Source organism: Petrocella sp. FN5, assembly GCF_029210395.1.
Lineage (GTDB): Bacteria > Bacillota > Clostridia > Lachnospirales > Vallitaleaceae > Petrocella.
Genome location: NZ_JARGDP010000016.1, coordinates 20,956 through 42,924, shown reverse-complemented (window position 1 = coordinate 42,924; position 21,969 = coordinate 20,956). Strand labels below are relative to the sequence as shown.

General features: G+C 37.8%; 22 protein-coding genes. 21 read left to right on the top strand and 1 reads right to left on the bottom strand.

Features of this window, described 5'->3' with window-relative positions; translation table 11 throughout:
* The first annotated feature begins 103 nt into the window (after positions 1 to 103).
* The 15 genes from P0N36_RS06340 (at position 104) to P0N36_RS06270 (ending at position 14,409) form a co-directional block, all read left to right on the top strand.
* On the top strand, positions 104 to 967 hold the full coding sequence (locus tag P0N36_RS06340) for a tRNA 2-thiocytidine biosynthesis TtcA family protein (RefSeq protein ID WP_275842003.1): 864 nt from the start codon (positions 104 to 106) through the stop codon (positions 965 to 967).
* 38 nt (positions 968 to 1,005) lie between these two features.
* The gene (folE, locus tag P0N36_RS06335) at positions 1,006 to 1,593 is read left to right on the top strand and encodes a GTP cyclohydrolase I FolE (protein ID WP_275842002.1); all 588 of its coding nucleotides are present in this window, start codon (positions 1,006 to 1,008) and stop codon (positions 1,591 to 1,593) included.
* Between the two features lie 8 nt (positions 1,594 to 1,601).
* Positions 1,602 to 2,174, top strand: coding sequence for an anthranilate synthase component II (locus P0N36_RS06330; RefSeq protein WP_275842001.1), 573 nt, complete (start codon positions 1,602 to 1,604; stop codon positions 2,172 to 2,174).
* A gap of 7 nt (positions 2,175 to 2,181) precedes the next feature.
* Positions 2,182 to 3,576: an aminodeoxychorismate synthase component I gene (pabB, locus tag P0N36_RS06325; RefSeq protein ID WP_275842000.1), complete on the top strand. Its 1,395-nt coding sequence runs from the start codon at positions 2,182 to 2,184 to the stop codon at positions 3,574 to 3,576.
* Positions 3,573 to 4,346 (top strand): aminotransferase class IV, encoded by a 774-nt coding sequence (locus tag P0N36_RS06320; RefSeq protein WP_275841999.1) that lies wholly within the window; start codon positions 3,573 to 3,575, stop codon positions 4,344 to 4,346. Before pabB ends, P0N36_RS06320 begins: the two co-directional genes overlap by 4 nt.
* Entirely contained in the window at positions 4,343 to 4,825 is a 483-nt protein-coding gene (locus P0N36_RS06315; RefSeq protein ID WP_275841998.1) for an HD domain-containing protein, read from the top strand. Before P0N36_RS06320 ends, P0N36_RS06315 begins: the two co-directional genes overlap by 4 nt.
* A 3-nt stretch (positions 4,826 to 4,828) precedes the next feature.
* Positions 4,829 to 5,641, top strand: coding sequence for a dihydropteroate synthase (gene folP / locus P0N36_RS06310; RefSeq protein ID WP_275841997.1), 813 nt, complete (start codon positions 4,829 to 4,831; stop codon positions 5,639 to 5,641).
* 1 nt (position 5,642) lies between these two features.
* Entirely contained in the window at positions 5,643 to 6,476 is an 834-nt protein-coding gene (gene folK / locus P0N36_RS06305; protein ID WP_275841996.1) for a 2-amino-4-hydroxy-6-hydroxymethyldihydropteridine diphosphokinase, read from the top strand.
* A 28-nt stretch (positions 6,477 to 6,504) separates the two neighbouring features.
* A complete protein-coding gene (locus P0N36_RS06300; RefSeq protein WP_275841995.1) occupies positions 6,505 to 7,689 on the top strand; it encodes a DUF445 family protein in 1,185 nt (394 codons plus the stop codon).
* Positions 7,690 to 7,854: 165 nt separating this feature from the next.
* Entirely contained in the window at positions 7,855 to 9,243 is a 1,389-nt protein-coding gene (locus P0N36_RS06295) for a dihydrolipoyl dehydrogenase family protein (RefSeq protein WP_275841994.1), read from the top strand.
* 7 nt (positions 9,244 to 9,250) lie between these two features.
* Positions 9,251 to 9,703, top strand: coding sequence for a MarR family winged helix-turn-helix transcriptional regulator (locus P0N36_RS06290; RefSeq protein WP_275841993.1), 453 nt, complete (start codon positions 9,251 to 9,253; stop codon positions 9,701 to 9,703).
* Positions 9,675 to 10,157, top strand: a complete 483-nt coding sequence (locus tag P0N36_RS06285; protein ID WP_275841992.1) for a DUF1499 domain-containing protein — start codon at positions 9,675 to 9,677, stop codon at positions 10,155 to 10,157. The genes P0N36_RS06290 and P0N36_RS06285 overlap by 29 nt, the downstream gene beginning before the upstream one ends.
* A 108-nt stretch (positions 10,158 to 10,265) precedes the next feature.
* Positions 10,266 to 10,943, top strand: a complete 678-nt coding sequence (locus P0N36_RS06280) for a TrmB family transcriptional regulator (RefSeq protein WP_275841991.1) — start codon at positions 10,266 to 10,268, stop codon at positions 10,941 to 10,943.
* Positions 10,944 to 10,961: 18 nt separating this feature from the next.
* Positions 10,962 to 12,221 (top strand): diaminopimelate decarboxylase, encoded by a 1,260-nt coding sequence (lysA, locus tag P0N36_RS06275; protein ID WP_275841990.1) that lies wholly within the window; start codon positions 10,962 to 10,964, stop codon positions 12,219 to 12,221.
* A gap of 862 nt (positions 12,222 to 13,083) precedes the next feature.
* Positions 13,084 to 14,409 (top strand): replication-associated recombination protein A, encoded by a 1,326-nt coding sequence (locus P0N36_RS06270; protein WP_275841989.1) that lies wholly within the window; start codon positions 13,084 to 13,086, stop codon positions 14,407 to 14,409.
* A gap of 7 nt (positions 14,410 to 14,416) precedes the next feature.
* On the opposite strand, the gene P0N36_RS06265 is transcribed toward P0N36_RS06270, so the two are convergent.
* Complete coding sequence (locus P0N36_RS06265) at positions 14,417 to 14,656, bottom strand: hypothetical protein (protein ID WP_275841988.1); 240 nt, start codon at positions 14,654 to 14,656, stop codon at positions 14,417 to 14,419.
* A 123-nt stretch (positions 14,657 to 14,779) separates the two neighbouring features.
* Here P0N36_RS06265 and P0N36_RS06260 point away from each other — a divergent pair, with 123 nt between their 5' ends.
* The 6 genes from P0N36_RS06260 (at position 14,780) to P0N36_RS06235 (ending at position 21,966) form a co-directional block, all read left to right on the top strand.
* Entirely contained in the window at positions 14,780 to 16,033 is a 1,254-nt protein-coding gene (locus tag P0N36_RS06260) for a tetratricopeptide repeat protein (protein ID WP_275841987.1), read from the top strand.
* Between the two features lie 16 nt (positions 16,034 to 16,049).
* Positions 16,050 to 17,318: a GTPase HflX gene (gene hflX / locus P0N36_RS06255; protein ID WP_275841986.1), complete on the top strand. Its 1,269-nt coding sequence runs from the start codon at positions 16,050 to 16,052 to the stop codon at positions 17,316 to 17,318.
* Between the two features lie 230 nt (positions 17,319 to 17,548).
* Positions 17,549 to 19,945: a ribonucleoside triphosphate reductase gene (locus tag P0N36_RS06250; protein ID WP_275841985.1), complete on the top strand. Its 2,397-nt coding sequence runs from the start codon at positions 17,549 to 17,551 to the stop codon at positions 19,943 to 19,945.
* Positions 19,946 to 19,960: 15 nt separating this feature from the next.
* A complete protein-coding gene (gene thyA, locus P0N36_RS06245) occupies positions 19,961 to 20,791 on the top strand; it encodes a thymidylate synthase (protein ID WP_275841984.1) in 831 nt (276 codons plus the stop codon).
* 9 nt (positions 20,792 to 20,800) lie between these two features.
* Positions 20,801 to 21,295 carry a dihydrofolate reductase gene (locus tag P0N36_RS06240; RefSeq protein ID WP_275841983.1) on the top strand — a complete coding sequence of 165 codons (495 nt, stop codon included), beginning with the start codon at positions 20,801 to 20,803 and terminating at the stop codon, positions 21,293 to 21,295.
* A 170-nt stretch (positions 21,296 to 21,465) separates the two neighbouring features.
* Positions 21,466 to 21,966 (top strand): GAF domain-containing protein, encoded by a 501-nt coding sequence (locus P0N36_RS06235; RefSeq protein WP_275841982.1) that lies wholly within the window; start codon positions 21,466 to 21,468, stop codon positions 21,964 to 21,966.
* Positions 21,967 to 21,969: the final 3 nt, after the last annotated feature.

Below are 21,969 nucleotides of genomic sequence, written 5' to 3'. Positions count from 1 at the left end.
GATTCATGTATACCTGTGAATCAGCGAACTTGACATTCATAGTTTCACCATGTAGTATAGCAATAGAAATTAGTCTAATTGTGACATATAATAGGAGAAAATCATGGCAGAATCATTACAAGGTAGTGGGTGTACGTTAAGCATCCCCACAGTTCCGTTAAAATCAGTAAAAGACATAGAACGTAGTATCATTAAAACATATAGAAAAGAGATATGGTCAAGATTTATTAAAGCCGTAAAAGCATTTAACTTAGTTGAAGAAGGCGATCGAATTGGCGTTGGTGTATCCGGTGGTAAGGATAGTTTGTTGTTATGTAAGTTGCTTCAGGAACTGAAAATCCATGGTGACGTTAATTTTGATATCGAGTACCTAGCCATGAACCCAGGTTATCACATTACCAATGAAGAAAGACTAAAAGAAAACTGTAAGCATTTGAATATTCCCATTACTTTTTTTGATTCAGGTATTTTTGGCATTGTAGATGCCATTTCCAGTGATTACCCTTGTTACCTATGTGCCAAAATGCGAAGAGGTGCCCTATACGCTAAGGCACAAGAGCTTGGCTGTAATAAATTGGCTCTTGGTCATCATTTTGATGACGTGATCGAGACCCAACTTATGAACATTTTTTATGCAGGTACAACAAAGACAATGATGCCAAGACTTAAATCATTGAACTTTGAAGGTCTTGAGTTAATAAGACCTATGTACTACATTCATGAAGAAGATATTAAGAGATTTACCAATCATGCAGGCCTTGTGCCTATGAATTGTGGTTGTGTTGTGGCGGCCAAGAAAACATCGAGCAAACGTCGTGAAATGAAGGAACTAATCGCCAAGTTAAAAAAGAACAATCCAGATATTGATAAATGCATTTTGCAGTCGGCTCATAATGTCAACATGGATTGTATTGTAGGATGGCAGTCAAATGGTGAAAGACATAGTTTTTTGGATACCTATGAGTAAGAATACCAAACAGTATGTGTTCTTAAGGAGAATATGACATGATAGATAAAAAAGCGATAGAGGACCATATAAGAGGCATACTCGTAGCACTGGGTGATGATCCAAACAGAGAAGGTCTTAGAGACACACCGGCTCGAGTAGCAAATATGTACGAAGAAGTTTTTGAAGGCATGACCTATACAAATGATGAACTTATCGAGAAGCTAGGTGTGACCTTCGATGAAGAGGAAATATATGAAAACAGTAAACAAGACATGGTGCTCATGAAAGACATACAATTGTTTAGTTACTGTGAACACCATTTGGCATTAATGTATAATATGAAAGTGGCCGTCGCCTATATACCGAGTAAGAGGGTGATTGGTCTGAGCAAAATTGCACGTATAGCGGATATGGTTGGTAAACGTCTTCAGTTACAGGAACGTATAGGTGCAGACATTGCCTATATTATGAGAAAAGTAACAGATACAGAAGATGTGGCAATCATTATTGAAGGTGAGCATAGCTGTATGACCACAAGAGGCATCAAAAAACCAAATACTAAAACAATCACCACAACCTTAAGTGGCAGATTTGAAGATAATATCGAGATCTATCAAAAACTAATGGCGCTTTATAAGGTATGAGGTGAAACATGTATTTAATGATTGATAATTATGACTCTTTTGTTTATAACCTGGTTAGGTATGTAGAAGAACTGGGTGAACACATACTGGTAAAGAGGAATGATGACATATGCATTGATGATATTAGGCAGTTGAAACCCAAAGGCATCATTTTATCACCCGGTCCCAAGAGGCCGGAAGATGCGGGCATTTGTTTGGAAATTGTTAGAGCCTTTGGTGGTATTATACCCATATTGGGGATATGTCTTGGCCATCAAGTCATTGGGCATGTCTATGGTGGTCATGTAACCAAAGGTAAAACCCCGATACATGGTAAGGTTTCAGCGGTCTACCATGATCAGACAGATTTATATGAAGGATTGAGTATGCCGTTTTATGCAACGCGGTATCATTCATTAGTGGTAGAAGAAAGGAATTTGCCGGCTTGTCTTGAAGTTACGAGTCGTTTGGAAGATGGGACGATTATGGGTTTGCGCCATAAAAACTATAGAGTTGAGGGCGTACAGTTTCACCCTGAAGCAGAGCTGACAGAATATGGTCATGAGTTATTGCATAATTTTATAAGAAGTTGCCACAGATGAGGTTGATATGAGAGTACAAGTGAATGAGATTACGACAGAGCTTTCATCTTTTGATATATTCAGTCTGTTTAAGGATGAAGAAGATATCATTTTTCTAGATAGCTCAAAAGATTCAGAAAAATTAGGAAAATACTCATTTATTGGGTTGAACCCATATAAAAAAATAACCTATGATCAAAAAATAATAACCCTAGACAATCAGAAGGTAGATGGTGATCCTTTTGAAGTATTAAAGGAACTTCTTGGCGCTAATCAGATTCAAAATACATTTGATTTGCCATTTGTTGCAGGATGTATGGGCTATTTTGCTTATGACTTGGTTAGGGATATTGAAAAACTACCCAACATTGCAAAACCTATCATGGAGATGCCCGCAATGGTTTTTGTGTTTTATCATCATTTATTGATCTTTGATCATCATTGTCATAAAACATATTTGTCCGTTTTTAATCCCAATCAAAAATCTGATCAAAAAACGACCTTGGAACTGGAAAAAAAAACAACACGAATTATGGAAATTATAAAGTCAGGTCATCCTGTTATATACAGAGACACGGTTGAGGAAGAAGTGACGTTCACGTCTTGCTTTGATGAGGCAACATACATAAAGGCAGTAGAGAAAATGAAAGAATATATATTAAACGGTGATATTTATATTGCCAATATGACCCATACTTATACAGCTATGACTAACCACAATGCTTACGATATATACAAGTCTTTACGAAAAGTGAATCAAGCCCCCTTTAGTGCCTTTATGAGCCTAGATGAAACAGAGATCTTATGTTCATCGCCGGAGCGATTCATGCAGATTAGAGATAATAAGGTGGAAACCAGACCGATAAAGGGGACACGACCTAGAGGCATGACAGAAGACGAAGATGAAGCGTATCGCTTAGAACTTGAGAAAAGTGAAAAAGACAAATCGGAGTTGCTAATGGTGGTTGATTTGGAACGTAATGATTTAAGCAAAGTTTGTAGACCTTATACAGTAAAAGTGACGGAGTTATTTGGTATTGAATCTTATGCCACAGTGCACCATTTGGTAGCAACCATTGTTGGGAAACTGAAGCAAGACATGACCGCAGTGGATTGTATAAAAGCTTGTTTTCCCGGAGGTTCCATTACCGGAACACCTAAGATTCGGGCCATGGAAATAATTGAGGAGTTAGAACCAACGAGACGGCACTTATATACGGGTTGCATTGGCTATTTTGGATTTGACGGAAGTGCAGATTTTAACATTGTCATACGAACAATTATCAAACAGAAAGAATGGATGGCCATTGGTGTAGGTGGCGGTATTACATGGGAATCAGACCCAAAAGCCGAATATGAAGAAACCTTAGATAAAGCAAAAGCTCTATTTAAAGCGGTTCGACTTAAGGAGATAGATATATGAAAGTGTTAATAAATAATGAAATCCTAAATGTTGAAACCATTCATCCGGATCGAGGCTATTTCTATGGCTATGGTGTATTTGAAACCATACGGGTGATTCATGGTAGGGGTATGTTCTTAGACAATCATATATCGAGATTAAATAGTGGATTAAAGTATTTAGGTATTTCAAAAGTCCTAAATGTAAATGAAGTTCTGGTGGCAATAGATGCTCTATCTTGTAACAACGGTGTGTTAAAAATCAATGTTTCAGAAGAAAACACGGTTTTTACGACGCGACCATTGACCTATAGCCAGAAACAATATGAAGAAGGTTATAAATTGATCTTATCAAGGGTTAAAAGAAACCCGACAAGCCATACCGTTGGTATCAAATCCATGAATTATTTGGACAATATTTTTGAACTGGAAAGAGCAAAGAAACAAGGTTTTAATGATGCTCTTTTTTTGAATATACATGATGATGTATGTGAAACAGCGATTGCCAATATATTTATAATCGAAAACAATAAGATTATTACACCGGATGCTTCCTTAGGCTTACTAAAGGGTATTGTTAGACAATGGATAATGGATGCTTACCCTGTCACGGAGGAACGTATAACTTTGAATCGGCTATTAACGAGTGATGGTGTATTTGTAACCAATAGCGTCATGGGTATTATGAAAGTCCTAATCATAGATGAAGTGGCTTTGAATCAACATAAGATTATACAGCAAATTTCCAATAGATACGAAAAAGTTCTAGATAGTATGGGTAGAGGTTTATGAAGAAGATTCAGAGAATATATGAGAATAAAGATTACCAGTATTACTTAAGAGAAATAGAAAAAATGGAAGTCAACCGTGTGTATTGCAAACATGATATGGCTCATTTTCTGGATGTGGCTCGAATTGCTTGGATTATGTGTTTGGAAAATGAGATAAAATATAATAAGACATGGGTCTATGCATGTGGGCTTCTTCATGACATCGGAAGAGGGTGTCAATATGCAACAGGTGAGCCACATGAAGTTGCTGGTGCGAGACTGGCCAAAGGTATCTTAGAAGCATCCGGGTTTGAAGGTAATGAGATAGAATTCATTTTAAAAGCCATAGCCAATCATAAAAACAAAGCCATAGCCAATCAACAGAATTTGGATGGCATATTATACAGAGCCGACAAAGCTTCAAGAGCTTGCTATACTTGTGAATCAATAGAATTATGTAATTGGAGTATGAACAAGAAAAATCTAAAAATCGAGGTATAAAGGATGATTATTGGAAGAAAGAAATTTGATTTTCATCATCACGTCTATATTATGGGTATTTTAAATGTGACACCGGATTCATTTTCTGATGGCGGAAAATTTATCGGTGAAGAAGACGCAAAATCACAAGTTGAAAAAATGATTATTGAAGGGGCAGATATCATAGATGTCGGTGGAGAGTCCACGCGTCCGGGACATGTCTTTGTGGATGAAGAAGAAGAAATACGTCGGGTGGTACCGGTCATCACAATGATTAAGGCGAATTTTGATACGGTTGTATCCATAGATACTTCTAAAGCAAGGGTGGCAAAAGCCGCACTTGATGCCGGAGCAGACATGGTAAATGATATATGGGGACTTAAGAAAGACCCTGAGATGGCTGATGTGATTGCAGCCTATAATGTACCCTGTTGTATCATGCACAACCGTCCAAAGGGCGGGTATGAAGATTTAATTATTGACATGGTCAAAGACTTGGCAGCTAGTATTGAGTTGGCAGGAAAAGCCGGTATCAAAAGAGAAAATATCATCATTGACCCAGGCATAGGATTTGCCAAAACCAGAGAAGAGAATCTTAAAATAATGGGAGAGCTTAAAGTGTTTAATCACTTAGGCTACCCGGTACTCCTTGGAACATCTAGAAAATCACTTATAGGTGGCACCTTAGATTTACCGGTTCACGAGAGAGTTGAAGGTACATTGGTAACGACGGTGATTGGACTTCAGTCAGGGGTATCCATATTCAGAGTCCATGATGTATTAGAGAATAAGAGAGCGATTGACATGACCATGGCCATTATGAAAGCAGGTGAATAATTTGGATTACATTTCGGTAGTGGACCTAGAGGTATATGCCTTTCATGGCGTTTTAGAAGAAGAAAAAAAACAAGGTCAAACATTTTTAATAAGCTTTGATGCCTATCTGGACTTAGAAACGGCAGGTGCAGAAGATGATCTAGGTCTTTCTGTCAGTTATGCCAGCATGTGCTATACAATAGAAGACTATTTCAAGTCAGAGAAGTATAATTTAATCGAAACACTGGCAGAAGGTGTAGCCAAAAGTCTATTAACTACTTATGATCTGATTAGAGGTATAAAGGTTACAGTGAAAAAGCCACACGCACCTATTGGTCGACCATTTAAATGCGCAAGTGTAACAGTAGAAAGATATTGGCATGAAGCCTATATTGCCATAGGTTCTAATATGGGGAAGCGAGAAGAAATTCTTCTACAAGCCATTGAAGCCATTAATGTCAGTGGTCATAGCCTAGTTGAAAAAGTGTCCGAACTTAGAGAAACCAAACCATGGGGTTATATAGATCAAGAAGACTTTATTAATGGTGTCATTCGTGTAAAAACCTTGTTATCACCAAGAAAACTCATGGAATACCTACTGGATATTGAAAAAACGTTCAAAAGAGAAAGAGAAATTCACTGGGGACCAAGAACACTCGACTTAGATCTAATTTTCTATGATAATTTGGTAACTGAAGATGAAAAGGTTGTTTTGCCTCATCCGAGAATGGCTCAGCGTAGATTTGTTTTAAAGCCACTCAGTGAGTTGGCACCCTTTAAAGTTCACCCATTGTTGAAAAAACGTGTCATTGATCTGTTAGCAGAGTTGGAAATGAATGAAGTAAGTCATTCATAAAAATCACAAAAGAAATTTGAGGTGTCTTATGGATTATAGTATGTTATTAAAACCTTTAATTGGTGCTCTTATTGGTTATTCAACCAACTGGTTGGCCATTAAAATGCTTTTTAAGCCCCATACGGAAGTGCGTATTGGTAAAATAAAAGTACCATTCACACCAGGTGTTATTCCAAGAGAAAGAAATAGGATTGCCAAGAGTTTAGGTGGTGCGGTGGGAGATAGACTTTTAACCAAGGAGGTCATCAGCAAAGAACTACTTAATGAGGGCGTCATCGCTCAAATCAAAGCTTATATTACCAAAGATTTGCTTGGCAAACCAAGATCTCTAAAAGAAATCATGGAGACAGTATTAGGTGATGAATATCCTATTGTTGTCAACAAAATTGGTAAAGGCATAGCAAGAGAACTAGAAGATAAAATTGCTTCTAAGGATATGAATGAGACGCTCTACAGAACCATAAAAGAATATTTGGCAGGAAGATTATCATACAACACGGCACTAGATACTGTCTTGCCTTCTACGGTTTGGATTGATCTGGAATTTATTTTGGAAAATCATAAGGAACAAATATGTGATTATATCATTGGCCAAATACGACAGCCGCAAGTTGAAGACAAGGTCAATCTAATTGTAGGTGAGTTGATTCATGAGAAGGTTGGAGCCCTTGGTGCAATGTTTCTAAATAGTAAAGAGGTGACCACTTCAATACTGGATTATATAGAAAAGACCCTCCATGAGGAGGAAGTGCAAAAGACATTGATTCATGCTGTCATAAAAAGTGCTAATGAGGTTATGGTTAACCCAATCTCAGATATACTAGCCCTTAGACAATATGAAGAAATGCTTGAAAGTGCAACAGCCCAAATTGTAAAAAGTACTTATGGGCTAATGAACAAAATCAGCTTAAAAGACTTGATTACCTCTATGATGTATCCTTTATTGGAAAAGAAGATTCTTTTAACCACCCATGAACGGGATCAAATAGAATCTAAGATAGAAATGCTATATATTGCTTTTGTAGAGAATAACATCGGTACATTTTTAGAGAATTTCGAAGTGGCCAAAATAGTTGAAAATGAAGTGAATGATTTTTCAGTTATGGATATTGAACGGTTAATCTTTGCAATTGTTGATAAAGAATTAAATGCCATCACTTGGTTTGGGGCCTTGTTAGGCTTCGTTATGGGCATCGTATATATTTTCATCTAAAACAAACCACTATTAAAAGGCCATTTCATCGGTAAAGATGAGGTGGTTTTTTAGGTTCTAAGACAATCCAAATCATAATGAACCTAGTTGTATTGACATTAAGTAAAAAGACTGATAAAATCATTAGCATAAGATTAATCGCACACTAACGAAAGGGTGTTAAGTATGAAAGTGTATGACTTAGCCATTATAGGAGCTGGAGCTGGCGGTTTAAGCGCTGCTTATACAGCTATAGGATTTGGAAAAAAAGTATTGCTGATTGAAGATAATAAACCGGGTGGTGAATGCACCTGGTCAGGTTGTGTTCCAAGCAAAGCATTGATCAATGAAGCAAAGAAATTTAATCAAATGAAAGCCTTTATTGCCCGTGATCAAATCGATACAAGAAAAGTTATGCAGCATGTAAGATCGGTTCGAGAAGATATTTATCAGCATGAAGACCCCACTAGCCTTAAAAAAGATGGAATTGATTTTTTGAAAGGTCATGCGCGTTTCAAAGACAGCAAAACCATTGTTGTTGATGGAATCGGTATAAAAGCTAAAAAATTTCTTATAGCGACAGGATCTTCCCCATTTATTCCGGAAATTCAAGGTTTATCTGAAACACCATATTTAACCAATGAAAGCATTTTTGAACTTGAGAATCTGCCAAAATCTATTGCGGTACTAGGTGGGGGCGCCATAGGTGTTGAGTTGTCACAAGCTTTAAATCGACTGGGTGTAAGAATTCATTTAATTGAAATGATGCCGAGTATTCTTTTTAGAGAAGAAGCTGATTTGATAAAGCGTTTAGAAGACCGACTAACTCAAGAAGGTGTTTGGCTTCATACAGCATCAAAAGCAGTTAAGGTAGAAAAAAGAGATAAAGGCATAGCACTTACTTATGAAAAATCCGGCAAAGAGCAGATGGTAAAGGCTGAAGCCTTACTTGTCGCCATCGGTAGGAAACCAAATACCACAAACCTTAATCTAGAAGCCGCAGAGATTGCTTATGACAAAAAAGGCATATCTGTAGATGGTTACTTAAGAACATCCCAAAAACATATATATGCAGCAGGTGATGTTGTAGGACCATATCAGTTTTCACATATGGCCAATGTACAGGCGATACTTGCAGTAAAAAATGCTTTTTTACCGATTAAACACAAAATCACTTATGAGCACGTCGCTTGGGTAACATTCACAGAACCGGAGTTGGCCAGAGCCGGCATGACAGAAAAAGAAGCACGAGACAAATACAAAGATCGTGTAAAGGTCTATGAGTATGATTTTAACAATCTGGACCGAACGAAGACAAAGGGTGAATCTATAGAAGGTATAAAAGTGATTTTGGACAATAAATTCAAGGTGTTAGGTGCTTCAATACTGGGCGACCGAGGTGGTGAAATGATTGGTGAAATACAAGTTCTAAAAACCCTCGGAAAGCCTATAACAAAAATGGCCGACATTATTCATCCTTACCCTACTTACAGTGAAGTATTTGTAAAATTGGGTAAAAAAGCTAAGGTAGATCAACTGCTAGCCATGCCTTTAGTGAAGCTGTTTAGAAAGTAGGTGTCAAATGGAAAATAATCCATTACTCTTAGACCGTCAATTGTGTTTTAGACTATATAAAACATCAAGAGCCATCATTCGAATTTACCAACCTATATTAGAGAGAATCGGTTTAACATACCCCCAGTACCTAGTGATGTTGGTCATGTGGGAAGAAAAAAAGATAGATTTTAAAATGCTAAGTCACAGATTGGAGCTAAAAACCGGAACATTGACACCCATCATTCAAAAACTTGAGAAATTAGGCTACATCACTAAAGAAAAACAAAAAAGCGATCAAAGAAAGATTAATCTGGTGATTACTGAAAAAGGGAAAGAGATAGAGAAAGAAGCACAAAAAATACCGGAAGCACTTTCAAAGGCAACGGGTATTGATTACGATAGCTATTTAAAGTATGTCAAATGGTTAGATGAACTAGGAGATGTGATGAATGAAGCCAGTAAGAAACAGAAAGGATAAAATAAAAATGTGGATTGCAATCATAGTCGTTGTTATGGTGTCAGGTGTATTTATATCAATGGTAGTAGGAAATATGAAGGTATCCAAGTTGGGCGTTAGGGAAGGCCTGCTTGCAGAAATGCCAGAAACACCAAATGCTGTTTCCAGTCAAACAAGAGATGAGGATAAAAAAGTAGCACCTTTTCCCTACAAAGAAGACCTTCAGACAACAAAAGAAGAGATAAAATTGGCGGTAAAAGCCTATGGAGATGCAAAGATTGTCGAAGAAGAATCCAATTATATAAGAATGGTTTTTACGACAGGCTTGATGCGGTATAAAGATGATGTAGAATTTTACTTTGATGATCAAGAAAAAGTAGTGCATTTTAGATCGGCATCAAGAATTGGTTACTCTGATATGGGGTTAAACAGAGAACGCTATAATACTTTGTATGAATATTATATGAAACACTAGATATAGGAAGATGTTTAGAGTGGAATTGACTTTAAACATCTTTTTCCTTGACATTTATTCTCATTTAATTTATAGTAGTACCATGAAGAACCACTAAGGAGAATGTTTATGGAATTGGTGAATGCCCTAAAAAAAATTGGCTTTACGCAACAGGAAGCTATTATTTATATTGAATTGTGTCGTCATCATGAGATAACCGGTTACGAAGCAGCAAAACTATCTGGAATATCCAGATCCAATGCCTATGCTGCTTTATCCAGTTTGGTGGATAAGGGCTACGCTTATGTGATTGAGGCGGCATCCATAAAGTATACACCTGTCCCGAAAGTGGAACTTATAAAAAATGTTAAAAGAAGTTTTGAGGAACAAATCAAAGTCATTGAAGAAAAACTGGATTTTTCTCAACTCAGACAAGAGCCTTATATTACCATAGCGGATGAAAAACACATTATTAATAAGTTGAAAAACATAATACAAATGGCAGAACTTAGAATTTATCTTTCATGCGATAATGATGTGCTTGAAATGGTAAAAGAAGATATTCATCAAGCGGTTGTACGAGGCTTAAAAGTGGTGATTTTATCACCCAAAGATTTGAATGGCATAGAACACATCCATTATTTCAATGCACCAAGTACATCCATTAAAATCATTACAGATACAAAAGAAGTTCTTGCAGGCACTTTAAAGCAAAGTCTTTATTCAAAAAACACTACTTTGGTTCATTTGATAAGAGAAGCCTTTATAAATGAAATCGCAGTCCTTGATAGCCAAAAAAAACAATGATCAAACAGGAGGAATTACATGTTAGCCTATCACAACAAGATCACCACAGAAACTGATTTTTTTAAAAGTACAAATCCTATTGAACTTATAGAGACCTACGGAAGTCCTCTCTATGTCTATAATGAAGAAGTCTTTAGAACCAGATGTAGAGAATTAAAAAACCTTGTGCAGTACCCAAATTTCTCTGTAAACTATTCTGTTAAGGCCAATGGTAATTTATCATTACTGAAAATAGCTCGTGAAGAAGGATTGAATGTCGATGCCATGTCACCTGGTGAGATTCATTTAGAATTGGCGGCCGGTTTCTTGCCATCACAGATTCTATATATCAGCAACAATGTATCTGCAGAGGAAATGCAGTATGCCATAGACCGAGATATACTCATAAGTGTTGACTCCATCTCTCAGCTGGAGCTATATGGGAAAATCAACAAAGGTGGTTCGATTTGTATCAGATTTAACCCTGGAGTTGGAGCCGGCCATCATGAAAAAGTCGTCACCGGTGGTAAAAAAACCAAATTCGGAGTGGATCCAAACAAAGTAGATGAAGTTAAAAGTGTACTCAGTCAATATGACCTAAAGTTAGTGGGCATTAATCAACACATCGGTTCTTTATTCATGGAAGGGGACAAGTATATAGAAGGTGTCAAATCTCTATTTACAATCGCTAAGCAGTTTGAGAATCTAGAATTTATTGATATTGGTGGTGGTTTTGGTATCCCTTATAACAAATTGGCGGGGCAAGAACGTTTGAATTTAATCGATCTTGGTAAGAAGCTGGATAAAGTATTTGAAGAATTTGCCACTGAATACGGTAAAAAAGTTATGTTTAAGATTGAACCGGGTAGATATATATCTGCAGAATGTGGCCTTATACTCGGTGAAGTATATGCTGTAAAATACAATTATGATACAAAATACATTGGTACAGATCTTGGTTTTAACATTTTAAAACGTCCGGTTATGTATGATAGTCATCATGATATTGAGATCTATAGAAAATCGGATGTGAAGTCAGAGAAAAACGAAACCGTTAATATTGTGGGTAACATTTGTGAAAGCGGAGATATTATTGCAAAAGAACGTCTTTTACCGGAGATTCTTGAAGGTGATATACTGGGTGTTTTAGATGCGGGTGCTTATGGGTATTGTATGGCTTCTAATTACAACAACCGTTTAAGACCGGCGGAAGTACTGATTACTGGAACAGGGGATGTTAAGCTTATTCGTCGCCGAGATACTTTTGAGGATTTAATGAGAAATTTTGATGTAGAATAAAAGGGTTAATAGTAAGAAAAGCTCAAAGTGGCTGTCTCAGAATATTGAGTCAGCCATATTTTAGTTTTGACAACCAACCATAACAAATGCAGGTTACAATTAAGATGATTGATGGTGGGTCCCATGAAAACCCTTCCACAGTGTGTATGATTACGGTCTCCGGTTGGTGCATCCATGCACCAAAAGTCGACGGTCAGCATCCATGCTGACGAACTCCATCACACACACTGCTTCCAGGAACTTCATGGTCGATGTTGGTTTATTTTAGTACACTGATTGCTTTAGCTCATGGACCAATCTAATTTGACACACCAACTACTTCTTTTTGGCAATTATATACAAATTACACCACTTTTATAGTGATGCGGAACCGAATGAGGAAAGAAAAAGTACTGATCAATCACAGTTCTACATGGATGTAGAACGTCCTTCATTTTTACATGGATGTAAAAAAGAAGGATGGTTGAGCAGTGCTTTTTATTGACGAAATGACGACTTATTACCGAGTAGATGTGATATACAGCTTTTCCGCTGACCGTACGAAGTGTAAGGCAAGGAAAAGCTGTGTGTTACATCTACGATTATAGCCAAGCATTATAGCCAAGCATTATAGCCAAGCATTATAGCCAAGCATTATAGCCAAGCATTATAGCCAAGCATTATAGCCAAGCATTATAGCCTAACATTATAGCCTAACATTATAGTCTAGTATTACAGCCCAGCAACATCAAAAAAAACTACTTAATAGTAATACCTTTGCTAAACTACAATAAACCAAACGCACATAAATGTAATTTTCTTCCTTTACAAGATTATGCTATAATGAAGGTTACGAATAAATAGTATTGCCAAAGGAGAAACTATGGATTTATTTGATATGGCAAGAGAAAGAACATTAGTAAAGGATGCACCCCTTGCTGCAAGAATGCGTCCTGAAACGATAGATGAAGTGGTTGGGCAAAAGCATATTATCGGTGAAGGTAAACTCCTATATAGAGCCATTAAGGCAGACAAACTGGGGTCCCTCATTTTTTACGGACCTCCGGGAACAGGAAAAACAACCTTAGCTAAAGTTATTGCCAATACAACCAAGTCTAATTTCAGACAGTTGAATGCAACGATAGCAGGTAAGAAGGACATACAGGATGTTGTGGCTGAAGCAAAAGACAGCCTAGGTATGTCTATGAAGAAAACCATACTCTTTATAGATGAGATCCATAGGTTCAATAAAGCCCAACAAGATGCCTTGTTGCCTTATGTAGAAGATGGTACCGTTACTTTAATTGGTGCGACAACTGAGAATCCATACTTTGAAGTCAATAAGGCTTTGGTATCGAGATCTAGAATTTTCCAATTGTACCACTTAAGCAAAGAAGATATTATTGTGCTTATGCAAAGAGCGATTCAATTAGAAAGAGGATTGAAGGCCTATAACATAAACATTGAAGAAGATGCTATGATATTTCTTGCAGATGTGGCAAACGGTGATGCCAGAGTGGCTCTAAATGCTATAGAGCTTGGCGCACTAACCACGGATTCAGTAAAGGGTAAGATTATAATAGATTTAAAAGTAGCCCAAGAATGCATACAAAAAAGGTCGTTAAATTATGATAAAGATGGAGATAACCATTATGATGTCATATCCGCATTTATTAAGAGCATGAGAGGGTCTGACCCGGACGCAGCCATCTATTATCTGGCGAGAATGCTCTATGCAGGAGAAGACCCCAAGTTCATAGCCAGGCGTGTGGTTATATGCGCTTCAGAGGATGTCGGTAACGCAGACCCCAGGGCATTGATACTGGCCAGTGCAGCGGCTCAAGCAGTTCATTTTGTCGGTATGCCTGAAGCGCAGATTATCCTAGCACAAGTGGTAAGCTACATAGCTACAGCACCAAAAAGTAACGCAGCCCTTGGCATTTTTTCTGCAATGGAAGACGTTGGGCATATTCAGATCAAAACACTCCCACCCCATCTAAAAGATGCACATTATAAAAGTGCAAAGTCACTGGGTCATGGTATTGGCTATCAATATGCCCATGATTTTCCAGGCCATTTCGTTAAACAACAGTATTTACCGGACGAACTGGTAGACAAGATTTATTATGAACCTTCAGATGAAGGTTATGAAGCCCATATTAAGAAAAACATGAAAAAAAGGCTGCCGGATCATCAGCAACCTAAATGATTGTGATTTAGTTTTCTCTTGTAGAATCGTCTTGGTCATCCATCCAATCTTTGTTGGAATCTTTCGCATTTTGGTGAAACCTTAAGGCAAAGTATAGAATAACAACGACAAAGCCATTGATAGCAACAAAGGTGATGGCTAATGTTGAATGGCCAATGAGGATGAAAACAAGGGTCAGAATGAAAAGTAGTAATATTAGAGCGACGCCAATGAGGGCCATAATCTGTTGTAGGTTTTTCTTTTTCATGTTCTACCACCTTAGCTATAGATTCGAATGTAAATGGATCTCTTTGTTCTATAATATAGACATGAAATGGATACGTCAAGTTAAACCAGTGTAATAGTACCGGAAGCGAATTAGGAGCGAATAATGATGCTAAAAAAATACATAATAATCTTTTTACTGCTATTGATCAGTACAGTTTTTACAGCCTGTAGCGGCTCTGAAGAAGAACAGCTAAATGATGAAGGTTATAACTTATACTTAGAAGGTCTTTATGATGAAGCAATATCACATTTCACCCAAAGCCTTATAGATTATCCTGAATATGGTGCTTTTTTTAGTAATCGTGGTATGGCTCATTATGAAAAAGGTGATATTGCATCAGCATTAGAAGATCTAAATCAAGCCATTTTTTTGGAACCGAACATGCCGGAAGCCTACTTAAATAGAGGGACGGTATATTTGAGTTCAGGTGTCTATGATCAGGCACAGAAAGATTTTTATAAAGCCATTCAGTTAAAAGACGATTTTAAAGATTCAAACGGTTTATACTATACTTATTTGAATCTAGGTACATTATTAAATGAAATCAACCAACCCAAAGAGGCATTGGTTGTTTTAGAAAAAGCATTTGAACTTAAAAAAGATGATGAACAACTATACAATGCCCTTGGTTTGATTTACAGATCCATAGGAGACTATGAGTTGGCTTTATCCTATTTTGATGGTGCCATAGAATTAAAACAAGACTACGCTTATGCTTATGGCAATAGAGGCAGTGTTTATTATCTAATGGAAGAATATCGTATTGCCTTAAGCGATGTGAATACAGCACTTTCAATGGATCCATATATTCCTCAAATGTATGATTTAAAAGCAAAAATACTGATAGAAACAGGAGAAGTAGAAGAAGCTATTAGGGTACTTGGTGTGGGCATAACAAGATGGAGCAATTATGCCGATTTATACATCACCCGTGGTAATATTTATTTTAGTGAAAAGTCCTATGGTGAAGCATTAATGAACTATGGACTTGGCATTGAGTATGGTAGTATTGAAGGGTATAAAGGACAAGGTGTGACGTATCAAATCATTGGTCAATATGCGGATGCTATCTTACAATTAGAAGCCTATTTACAAAATTATCCAACAGACATTTCAACCCGCATTGCCCTTGGAAGAGTTTACAGAGAAACAATGGAATATGAAAGTAGTCTGGTCCAATATGATAAGGTTTTAAGTTTAAGTGCAAATCACATTGAAGCGATGTATCAAAAGGCCTTGACTTATATAGATATGCAAGCATTTATAGAAGCTGAAAAAATGCTGAATCAAGTCTTATCCATAAGTCCGGATCATAAAGCGGCTAAGGAAGCTCTAAATAATATAGAAGTCTATTAGAAAGTTGGTGCACCAAGTGGAAGAACAAATCAAGAATGAAATAGAAGAAAAAGCCATATTAATTGCTATTTGTCCCCAAAATAAGGAAAAAGAAGTGGACAGCGCTATTGATGAACTAGAAGAACTTGCAAAAACAGCGGGTGCAAGCACCTTGGTCAAAGTCATACAAAACAGAGATAAACCTCATCCTGCTACTTACTTCGGAAAAGGCAAAGTGGAAGAGTTAAAAGAGATGATTGACCAATATGAAATAACCACAGTCATCTGTGATGATGAGTTGTCACCGGCACAGTTAAAAAACCTTGGCGAGGCTCTAGATGTTAAGATTGTAGATCGTCCTATATTGATTATGGATATCTTTGCAAGACATGCTCATACCAAAGAAGGTATATTGCAGGTTGAGATGGCTCAGATGCGATACCGTCTATCTAGGTTGTCCGGACTGGGTAAAAGTCTATCAAGATTAGGTGGTGGTATTGGTACAAGAGGTCCTGGAGAGAAAAAACTAGAGACGGATAAACGCCATATTAGACGACGTATTGATATATTGAAAGAGGAACTGGAAAAAATCCATTCCAGTAGACACCTATTAAGAGAAGGACGAGCTAAACAAGGCAAACCAATCATTGCTATTGTCGGATACACCAATGCAGGAAAATCAACCTTATTGAACCATTTGACCGATGCTGGTGTCTTGCAAGAGGATATGCTATTTGCAACACTTGACCCCACCACCAGAAATATGGTCCTACCGGAAGGGAAAGAAGTCCTATTGGTGGATACGGTTGGTTTTATCAGAAAATTGCCCCATCATATTGTAGAAGCTTTTAAGTCGACCTTAGAAGAAGTGGTTTATGCAGATCTTTTAATTCATATGGTGGACGCAAGCAATCCGGACGCCAATAAGCATATACAGGTTGTCCATGAAACCTTACAGGAGCTTGGAGCAGAGAAAACACCCATGTTGACCTTGCTCAACAAATGTGATAGAGACAATGTAGATGAAGACCTATGGGATGAAAAGGCACTTGCTAATATTCGCGTTTCAGCCTTAACAGGTGATGGCATCCGTAAAGTACTGGAAGCTTTGGAACAACATCTGCTACAGGGACAGCGACTCATGAAAATTATTGTACCCTATCATCAAGGTCAGATTCTTCAAAAGCTTAGGACATATGGTCAGATCCTTGAAGAGTCTTATGTCAATGAAGGGACCTATGTTGAAGTGTATATTGAAGAGGCCTATATTAATAAATATGAATTGGGTAGTATGGTTATTGGTTAAGGTGTCAAAACTATATAGTTGAACCTTCACCTACATATGGTGGGTGAATTTAGTGAAACCTAGTTTTGACCCTTTAACCATTGTTAAATAAGTAAATACTATATATAGTAGGTATACAACTAATTGCCTACTGTATATAGTATTTTTTCCGTTGACCAAGTTCTTGCACTGTGGTATGATTTTATATGTTGAGGTAGCTGTTTTGTGTTGAAGTTTGGGAGGTATGTCAAATGTATGAAGTGGTCAAACGAGATGGGGAAATAAGAGGTTTTGATTTACATAAGATTAAGGATGCGATTACCAAGGCCTTTGTCGCCACGAAGAAGGTTTTTAATGATGACATATTGAATATGTTGGTGCTTAGAGTGACATCAGATTTTGAGTCAAAAATAGTAAATGGGCAAATCGGTGTGGAAGCCATACAAGACAGTGTGGAAAAAATCTTAGAAGAATCCGGCTATACAGAAGTGGCCAAAGCTTATATACTATATCGTAAGCAAAGAGAGAAAATCAGAAATATCAAATCCACCATATTGGATTACAAAGAAATTGTAAATAGCTATGTAAAAGAAGAAGACTGGCGTGTAAAAGAGAACTCGACGGTTACCTATTCCGTTGGCGGATTAATTCTACATAATTCAGGAGCCATAACGGCAAATTATTGGTTATCAGAGGCATATGATGAAGCCATAGCCAATGCCCATAGGAATGGGGACATGCATATTCATGATCTCTCTATGTTGACGGGCTATTGTGCCGGTTGGTCCTTGAAGCAATTGATTGAAGAAGGCCTAGGTGGTATCCCCGGTAAGATATCTTCAGCACCGGCCAGACATCTGATTACACTTTGCAATCAGATGGTTAATTTTCTGGGTATTATGCAAAATGAATGGGCCGGTGCACAAGCTTTTTCTTCCTTTGACACCTACCTAGCGCCTTTTGTAAAAGTCGATAATCTAAGTTATAAGGAAGTTAAACAAGCCATACAGTCCTTTGTTTTTGGGGTTAATATACCCAGTCGTTGGGGTACCCAATCTCCCTTTTCTAATATTACCATAGACTGGAAAGTACCGGATGATTTGGCAAGTCTACCGGCCATTGTTGGTGGCAAAGCTATGGATTTTACTTACGGAGACTGTCAAGCAGAGATGGATATGATTAACAAGGCTTTTATAGAGGTTATGCTTGAAGGGGATGCCAACGGACGCGGTTTTCAATACCCTATACCTACTTATTCCATAACCAAAGCATTTGATTTTGGAGATCATGAGAATAACAAACTTTTGTTTGAAATGACAGCAAAATATGGAACACCTTATTTTTCCAATTACCTTAATAGTGATATGGAGCCCAGTGACATTAGGAGCATGTGCTGTCGGTTAAGACTGGATTTACGAGAGCTTAGGAAAAAACAAGGTGGATACTTTGGTTCCGGTGAAAGCACCGGTTCAATCGGCGTGGTTACCATTAACCTACCAAGAATAGGCTACTTGGCTGAAGATGAGCAAGATTTCTTTGAACGTCTGAACAACATTATGGATCTTGCAGCTAGGTCCTTGAAGATTAAAAAAGAAGTCATCACGCGCCTCCTCAATGAAGGCCTATACCCTTATACGAAAAGATATTTAGGGCATTTTTCAAGCCATTTTTCCACCATTGGCATTATTGGTATGAATGAGGCTACCCTTAATGCCAAATGGATTGGCAAGAATCTAATCAATGAAAAAGCCAGAGCATTTGCCCTTAAGGTATTGGATCATATGCGTGATCGTTTGTCTGATTATCAAGAAGCCTATGGTGATTTGTATAATCTTGAGGCAACACCTGCAGAATCAACCACTTATCGTCTGGCTAAGATGGATAAAGTAAAATACATAGATATTATTTCAGCAGGGAAGAATATGGGGATACCCTATTATACCAACAGCACCCATCTACCGGTAGATCATACAGTGGATATATTTGATGCCTTAGATCTTCAAGATGCCTTCCAAGACAAATACACATCAGGTACCGTTTTTCACGGGTTCTTAGGTGAGAAGCTCTCCGGTTGGCAAGAAGCAGCCAAATTGGTCAAAGCCATAGCTGAGAATTATAAATTGCCTTATTACACCTTGTCCCCCACTTACTCCATATGCGAAAACCATGGTTACTTAAGTGGTGAAGTGCATCAATGTCCTGAATGTAGTCATAGAACAGAAGTGTATTCTCGTATAACCGGTTACTATCGTCCACTACAACATTGGAATGATGGCAAAAGCCAGGAGTATAAAGAACGTAGAGAGTACATTGTAGAAGGTGGTACTAAGGCGTCAGCTGAAGATGTAGGAATAGAAAAGGCCTTGAAGGCAAGGGCAGAGCTAGAAGAAAAGTCTGGCAGTGACGCTCAAGATCAAAAAGTATTGCTTTTTACGACGAAAACTTGCCCCAGTTGTCAGGTGGCAAAAGTCTATCTAGGTAAAAAACATAGTTACAGGATTGTAGATGCAGAAGAAGAACTTAGCTTAGTAGAACGGTTCAAAGTCATGACAGCGCCAACCTTGGTTGTCTTATCAGAAGATAATTATGATACCTATTCAGGATTAGCCAGTATTAGAAGGTTCACAACCAGTTACGTAACGACTTAAATTAAGGAGCAGATGATGAGTTTAGCAGATCAGATTTTTATAAATATGTGCAAAGAAATATTGGAAACCGGAACCTCCTCAGAAGGACAGGCGGTAAGAGCCAGATGGGAAGATGGGAGCATGGCCCATACCATTAAGAAGTTTGGGGTGGTCAATCGATATGATTTGGCCAAAGAGTTTCCGATTCTGACTTTACGACGTACCAACTTTGAAAAGGCCATTGATGAAGTCTTATGGATCTGGCAAAAGAAATCAAATAACATTCACGATTTAGGCAGTCGAATATGGGACAACTGGGCAGATGAGGATGGATCTATTGGAAAAGCTTATGGCTATCAAATGGGTGTGAAACATCCGTATCCTGAAGGTATGTTTGACCAAGTGGACAGGGTGCTTTATGATCTAAAAAACAATCCTTATAGTCGAAGAATTATTAGCAACATATATGTCCATTCAGATTTAAGTGAGATGAACCTTTACCCATGTGCCTATAGCATGACTTTTAATGTGACAGGCAAAAAGTTGAATGGCATCTTAAATCAAAGATCCAATGATGTCCTAGCAGCCAACAACTGGAATGTGGTACAGTATGCGGTATTAATGCATATGCTGGCTCAGGTATCGGACCTTGAAGTGGGAGAATTGCTACATGTGATCGCCGATGCTCATATCTATGATCGTCATATAAAACATGTTGAAACATTGATAGAAAGACAAGCTTATGATCCGCCAATCTTTCGAATGAACCCTAATGTCAAAGACTTTTATGATTTTAAGGTGGAGGATTTTGAACTCTTAGACTATAAGCGAGGCAAACAAATCAAAGGGATAGAAATTGCCATATAGGAGGACGACATGGTATTGATTGTTGCAGTGGATGAAAAGTTCGGTATCGGTCGAGACGGCAATCTTCTAACCTATTTACCGGAGGATTTGGCCTATTTTAAGGCGATGACATTGGATAAGACCATTGTCATCGGACGTAAAACATTAGAATCTTTTAAGAATGGTGCGCCTTTACCAAAAAGACAACACATTGTCATGACGCGTACAAAAACCTACGAGCACCCAAGAATTACAAGTGTCTCATCGGTTGAACAACTTCTTAAAACAGTAAAAGACACTCATCCGGAAGAAGTTTTTGTATCCGGTGGTGGTAACATTTATGAGGTTTTGCTACCCTATTGTCAGAAAGCCTATGTGACCATGATAGAGGCGGATCTTAAGGCAGACACATTCATGCCGGATTTACGTAGGCTTAAAGAATGGCGATGTACAGAAAAAGGTCCATGGCTTAAGACGCCGGATTTTAGATACAGACATACGATATGGGTACGAGAAACATCATAATTGGAAAGACCTTCCTATATCTTAGAGAGGGTCTTTTTAGTTGTGTAATCTAAGCCATCTTGTTAAAATATTTTTATAAATTGCGATTTCCCTTTATCTATAAGACATCCAATGTTAAAATAGAACCAATATCAATTGAAATTGAATCAATTGAACCTAAGGAGGCAGCTATGTTCGATTTATCATCCATATGTTCTAAAGATTATGCAAATTTTTACGCTGACATCAAGGATTTTGCGGATGGTCTTTTTTATGATGAAAGAGATGCTTTAGCTAATATGAGCAACCTAGCATCTTTACTATACCATACACTGGGTGATGTTAATTGGGTTGGATACTATCTTTTTAAGTCAGGTGAGCTGGTCCTTGGCCCATTTCAAGGGAAGCCGGCCTGTGTGAGGATTAGCATAGGAAAAGGTGTTTGCGGAACAGCCGCAATGAAGCGAGAAACCCTTCGGATTCCTGATGTACATCAATTTGAAGGTCATATTGCATGTGATGGAGACACCAAGGCTGAACTGGTGATCCCCATGATAAAAAAGGGTGTTTTACTTGGTGTTCTAGACATAGACAGCACATCAAAAAGCCGTTTCAGCGAAGAAGACCAAAAAGCACTGGAGAACATTGTAGACAAACTACTTGTGGCCAGTGACTTCGTTTTGAAGCTTTGATCA

Coding starts and splice junctions, on each gene's coding strand:
- P0N36_RS06340 (WP_275842003.1), top strand. CDS start 104: ATGGCAGAATCATTACAAGGTAGTGGGTGTACGTTAAGCATCCCCACA.
- folE (WP_275842002.1), top strand. CDS start 1,006: ATGATAGATAAAAAAGCGATAGAGGACCATATAAGAGGCATACTCGTA.
- P0N36_RS06330 (WP_275842001.1), top strand. CDS start 1,602: ATGTATTTAATGATTGATAATTATGACTCTTTTGTTTATAACCTGGTT.
- pabB (WP_275842000.1), top strand. CDS start 2,182: ATGAGAGTACAAGTGAATGAGATTACGACAGAGCTTTCATCTTTTGAT.
- P0N36_RS06320 (WP_275841999.1), top strand. CDS start 3,573: ATGAAAGTGTTAATAAATAATGAAATCCTAAATGTTGAAACCATTCAT.
- P0N36_RS06315 (WP_275841998.1), top strand. CDS start 4,343: ATGAAGAAGATTCAGAGAATATATGAGAATAAAGATTACCAGTATTAC.
- folP (WP_275841997.1), top strand. CDS start 4,829: ATGATTATTGGAAGAAAGAAATTTGATTTTCATCATCACGTCTATATT.
- P0N36_RS06300 (WP_275841995.1), top strand. CDS start 6,505: ATGGATTATAGTATGTTATTAAAACCTTTAATTGGTGCTCTTATTGGT.
- P0N36_RS06295 (WP_275841994.1), top strand. CDS start 7,855: ATGAAAGTGTATGACTTAGCCATTATAGGAGCTGGAGCTGGCGGTTTA.
- P0N36_RS06290 (WP_275841993.1), top strand. CDS start 9,251: ATGGAAAATAATCCATTACTCTTAGACCGTCAATTGTGTTTTAGACTA.
- P0N36_RS06285 (WP_275841992.1), top strand. CDS start 9,675: ATGAAGCCAGTAAGAAACAGAAAGGATAAAATAAAAATGTGGATTGCA.
- P0N36_RS06280 (WP_275841991.1), top strand. CDS start 10,266: ATGGAATTGGTGAATGCCCTAAAAAAAATTGGCTTTACGCAACAGGAA.
- lysA (WP_275841990.1), top strand. CDS start 10,962: ATGTTAGCCTATCACAACAAGATCACCACAGAAACTGATTTTTTTAAA.
- P0N36_RS06270 (WP_275841989.1), top strand. CDS start 13,084: ATGGATTTATTTGATATGGCAAGAGAAAGAACATTAGTAAAGGATGCA.
- P0N36_RS06265 (WP_275841988.1), bottom strand. CDS start 14,656: ATGAAAAAGAAAAACCTACAACAGATTATGGCCCTCATTGGCGTCGCT.
- P0N36_RS06260 (WP_275841987.1), top strand. CDS start 14,780: ATGATGCTAAAAAAATACATAATAATCTTTTTACTGCTATTGATCAGT.
- P0N36_RS06250 (WP_275841985.1), top strand. CDS start 17,549: ATGTATGAAGTGGTCAAACGAGATGGGGAAATAAGAGGTTTTGATTTA.
- thyA (WP_275841984.1), top strand. CDS start 19,961: ATGAGTTTAGCAGATCAGATTTTTATAAATATGTGCAAAGAAATATTG.
- P0N36_RS06240 (WP_275841983.1), top strand. CDS start 20,801: ATGGTATTGATTGTTGCAGTGGATGAAAAGTTCGGTATCGGTCGAGAC.
- P0N36_RS06235 (WP_275841982.1), top strand. CDS start 21,466: ATGTTCGATTTATCATCCATATGTTCTAAAGATTATGCAAATTTTTAC.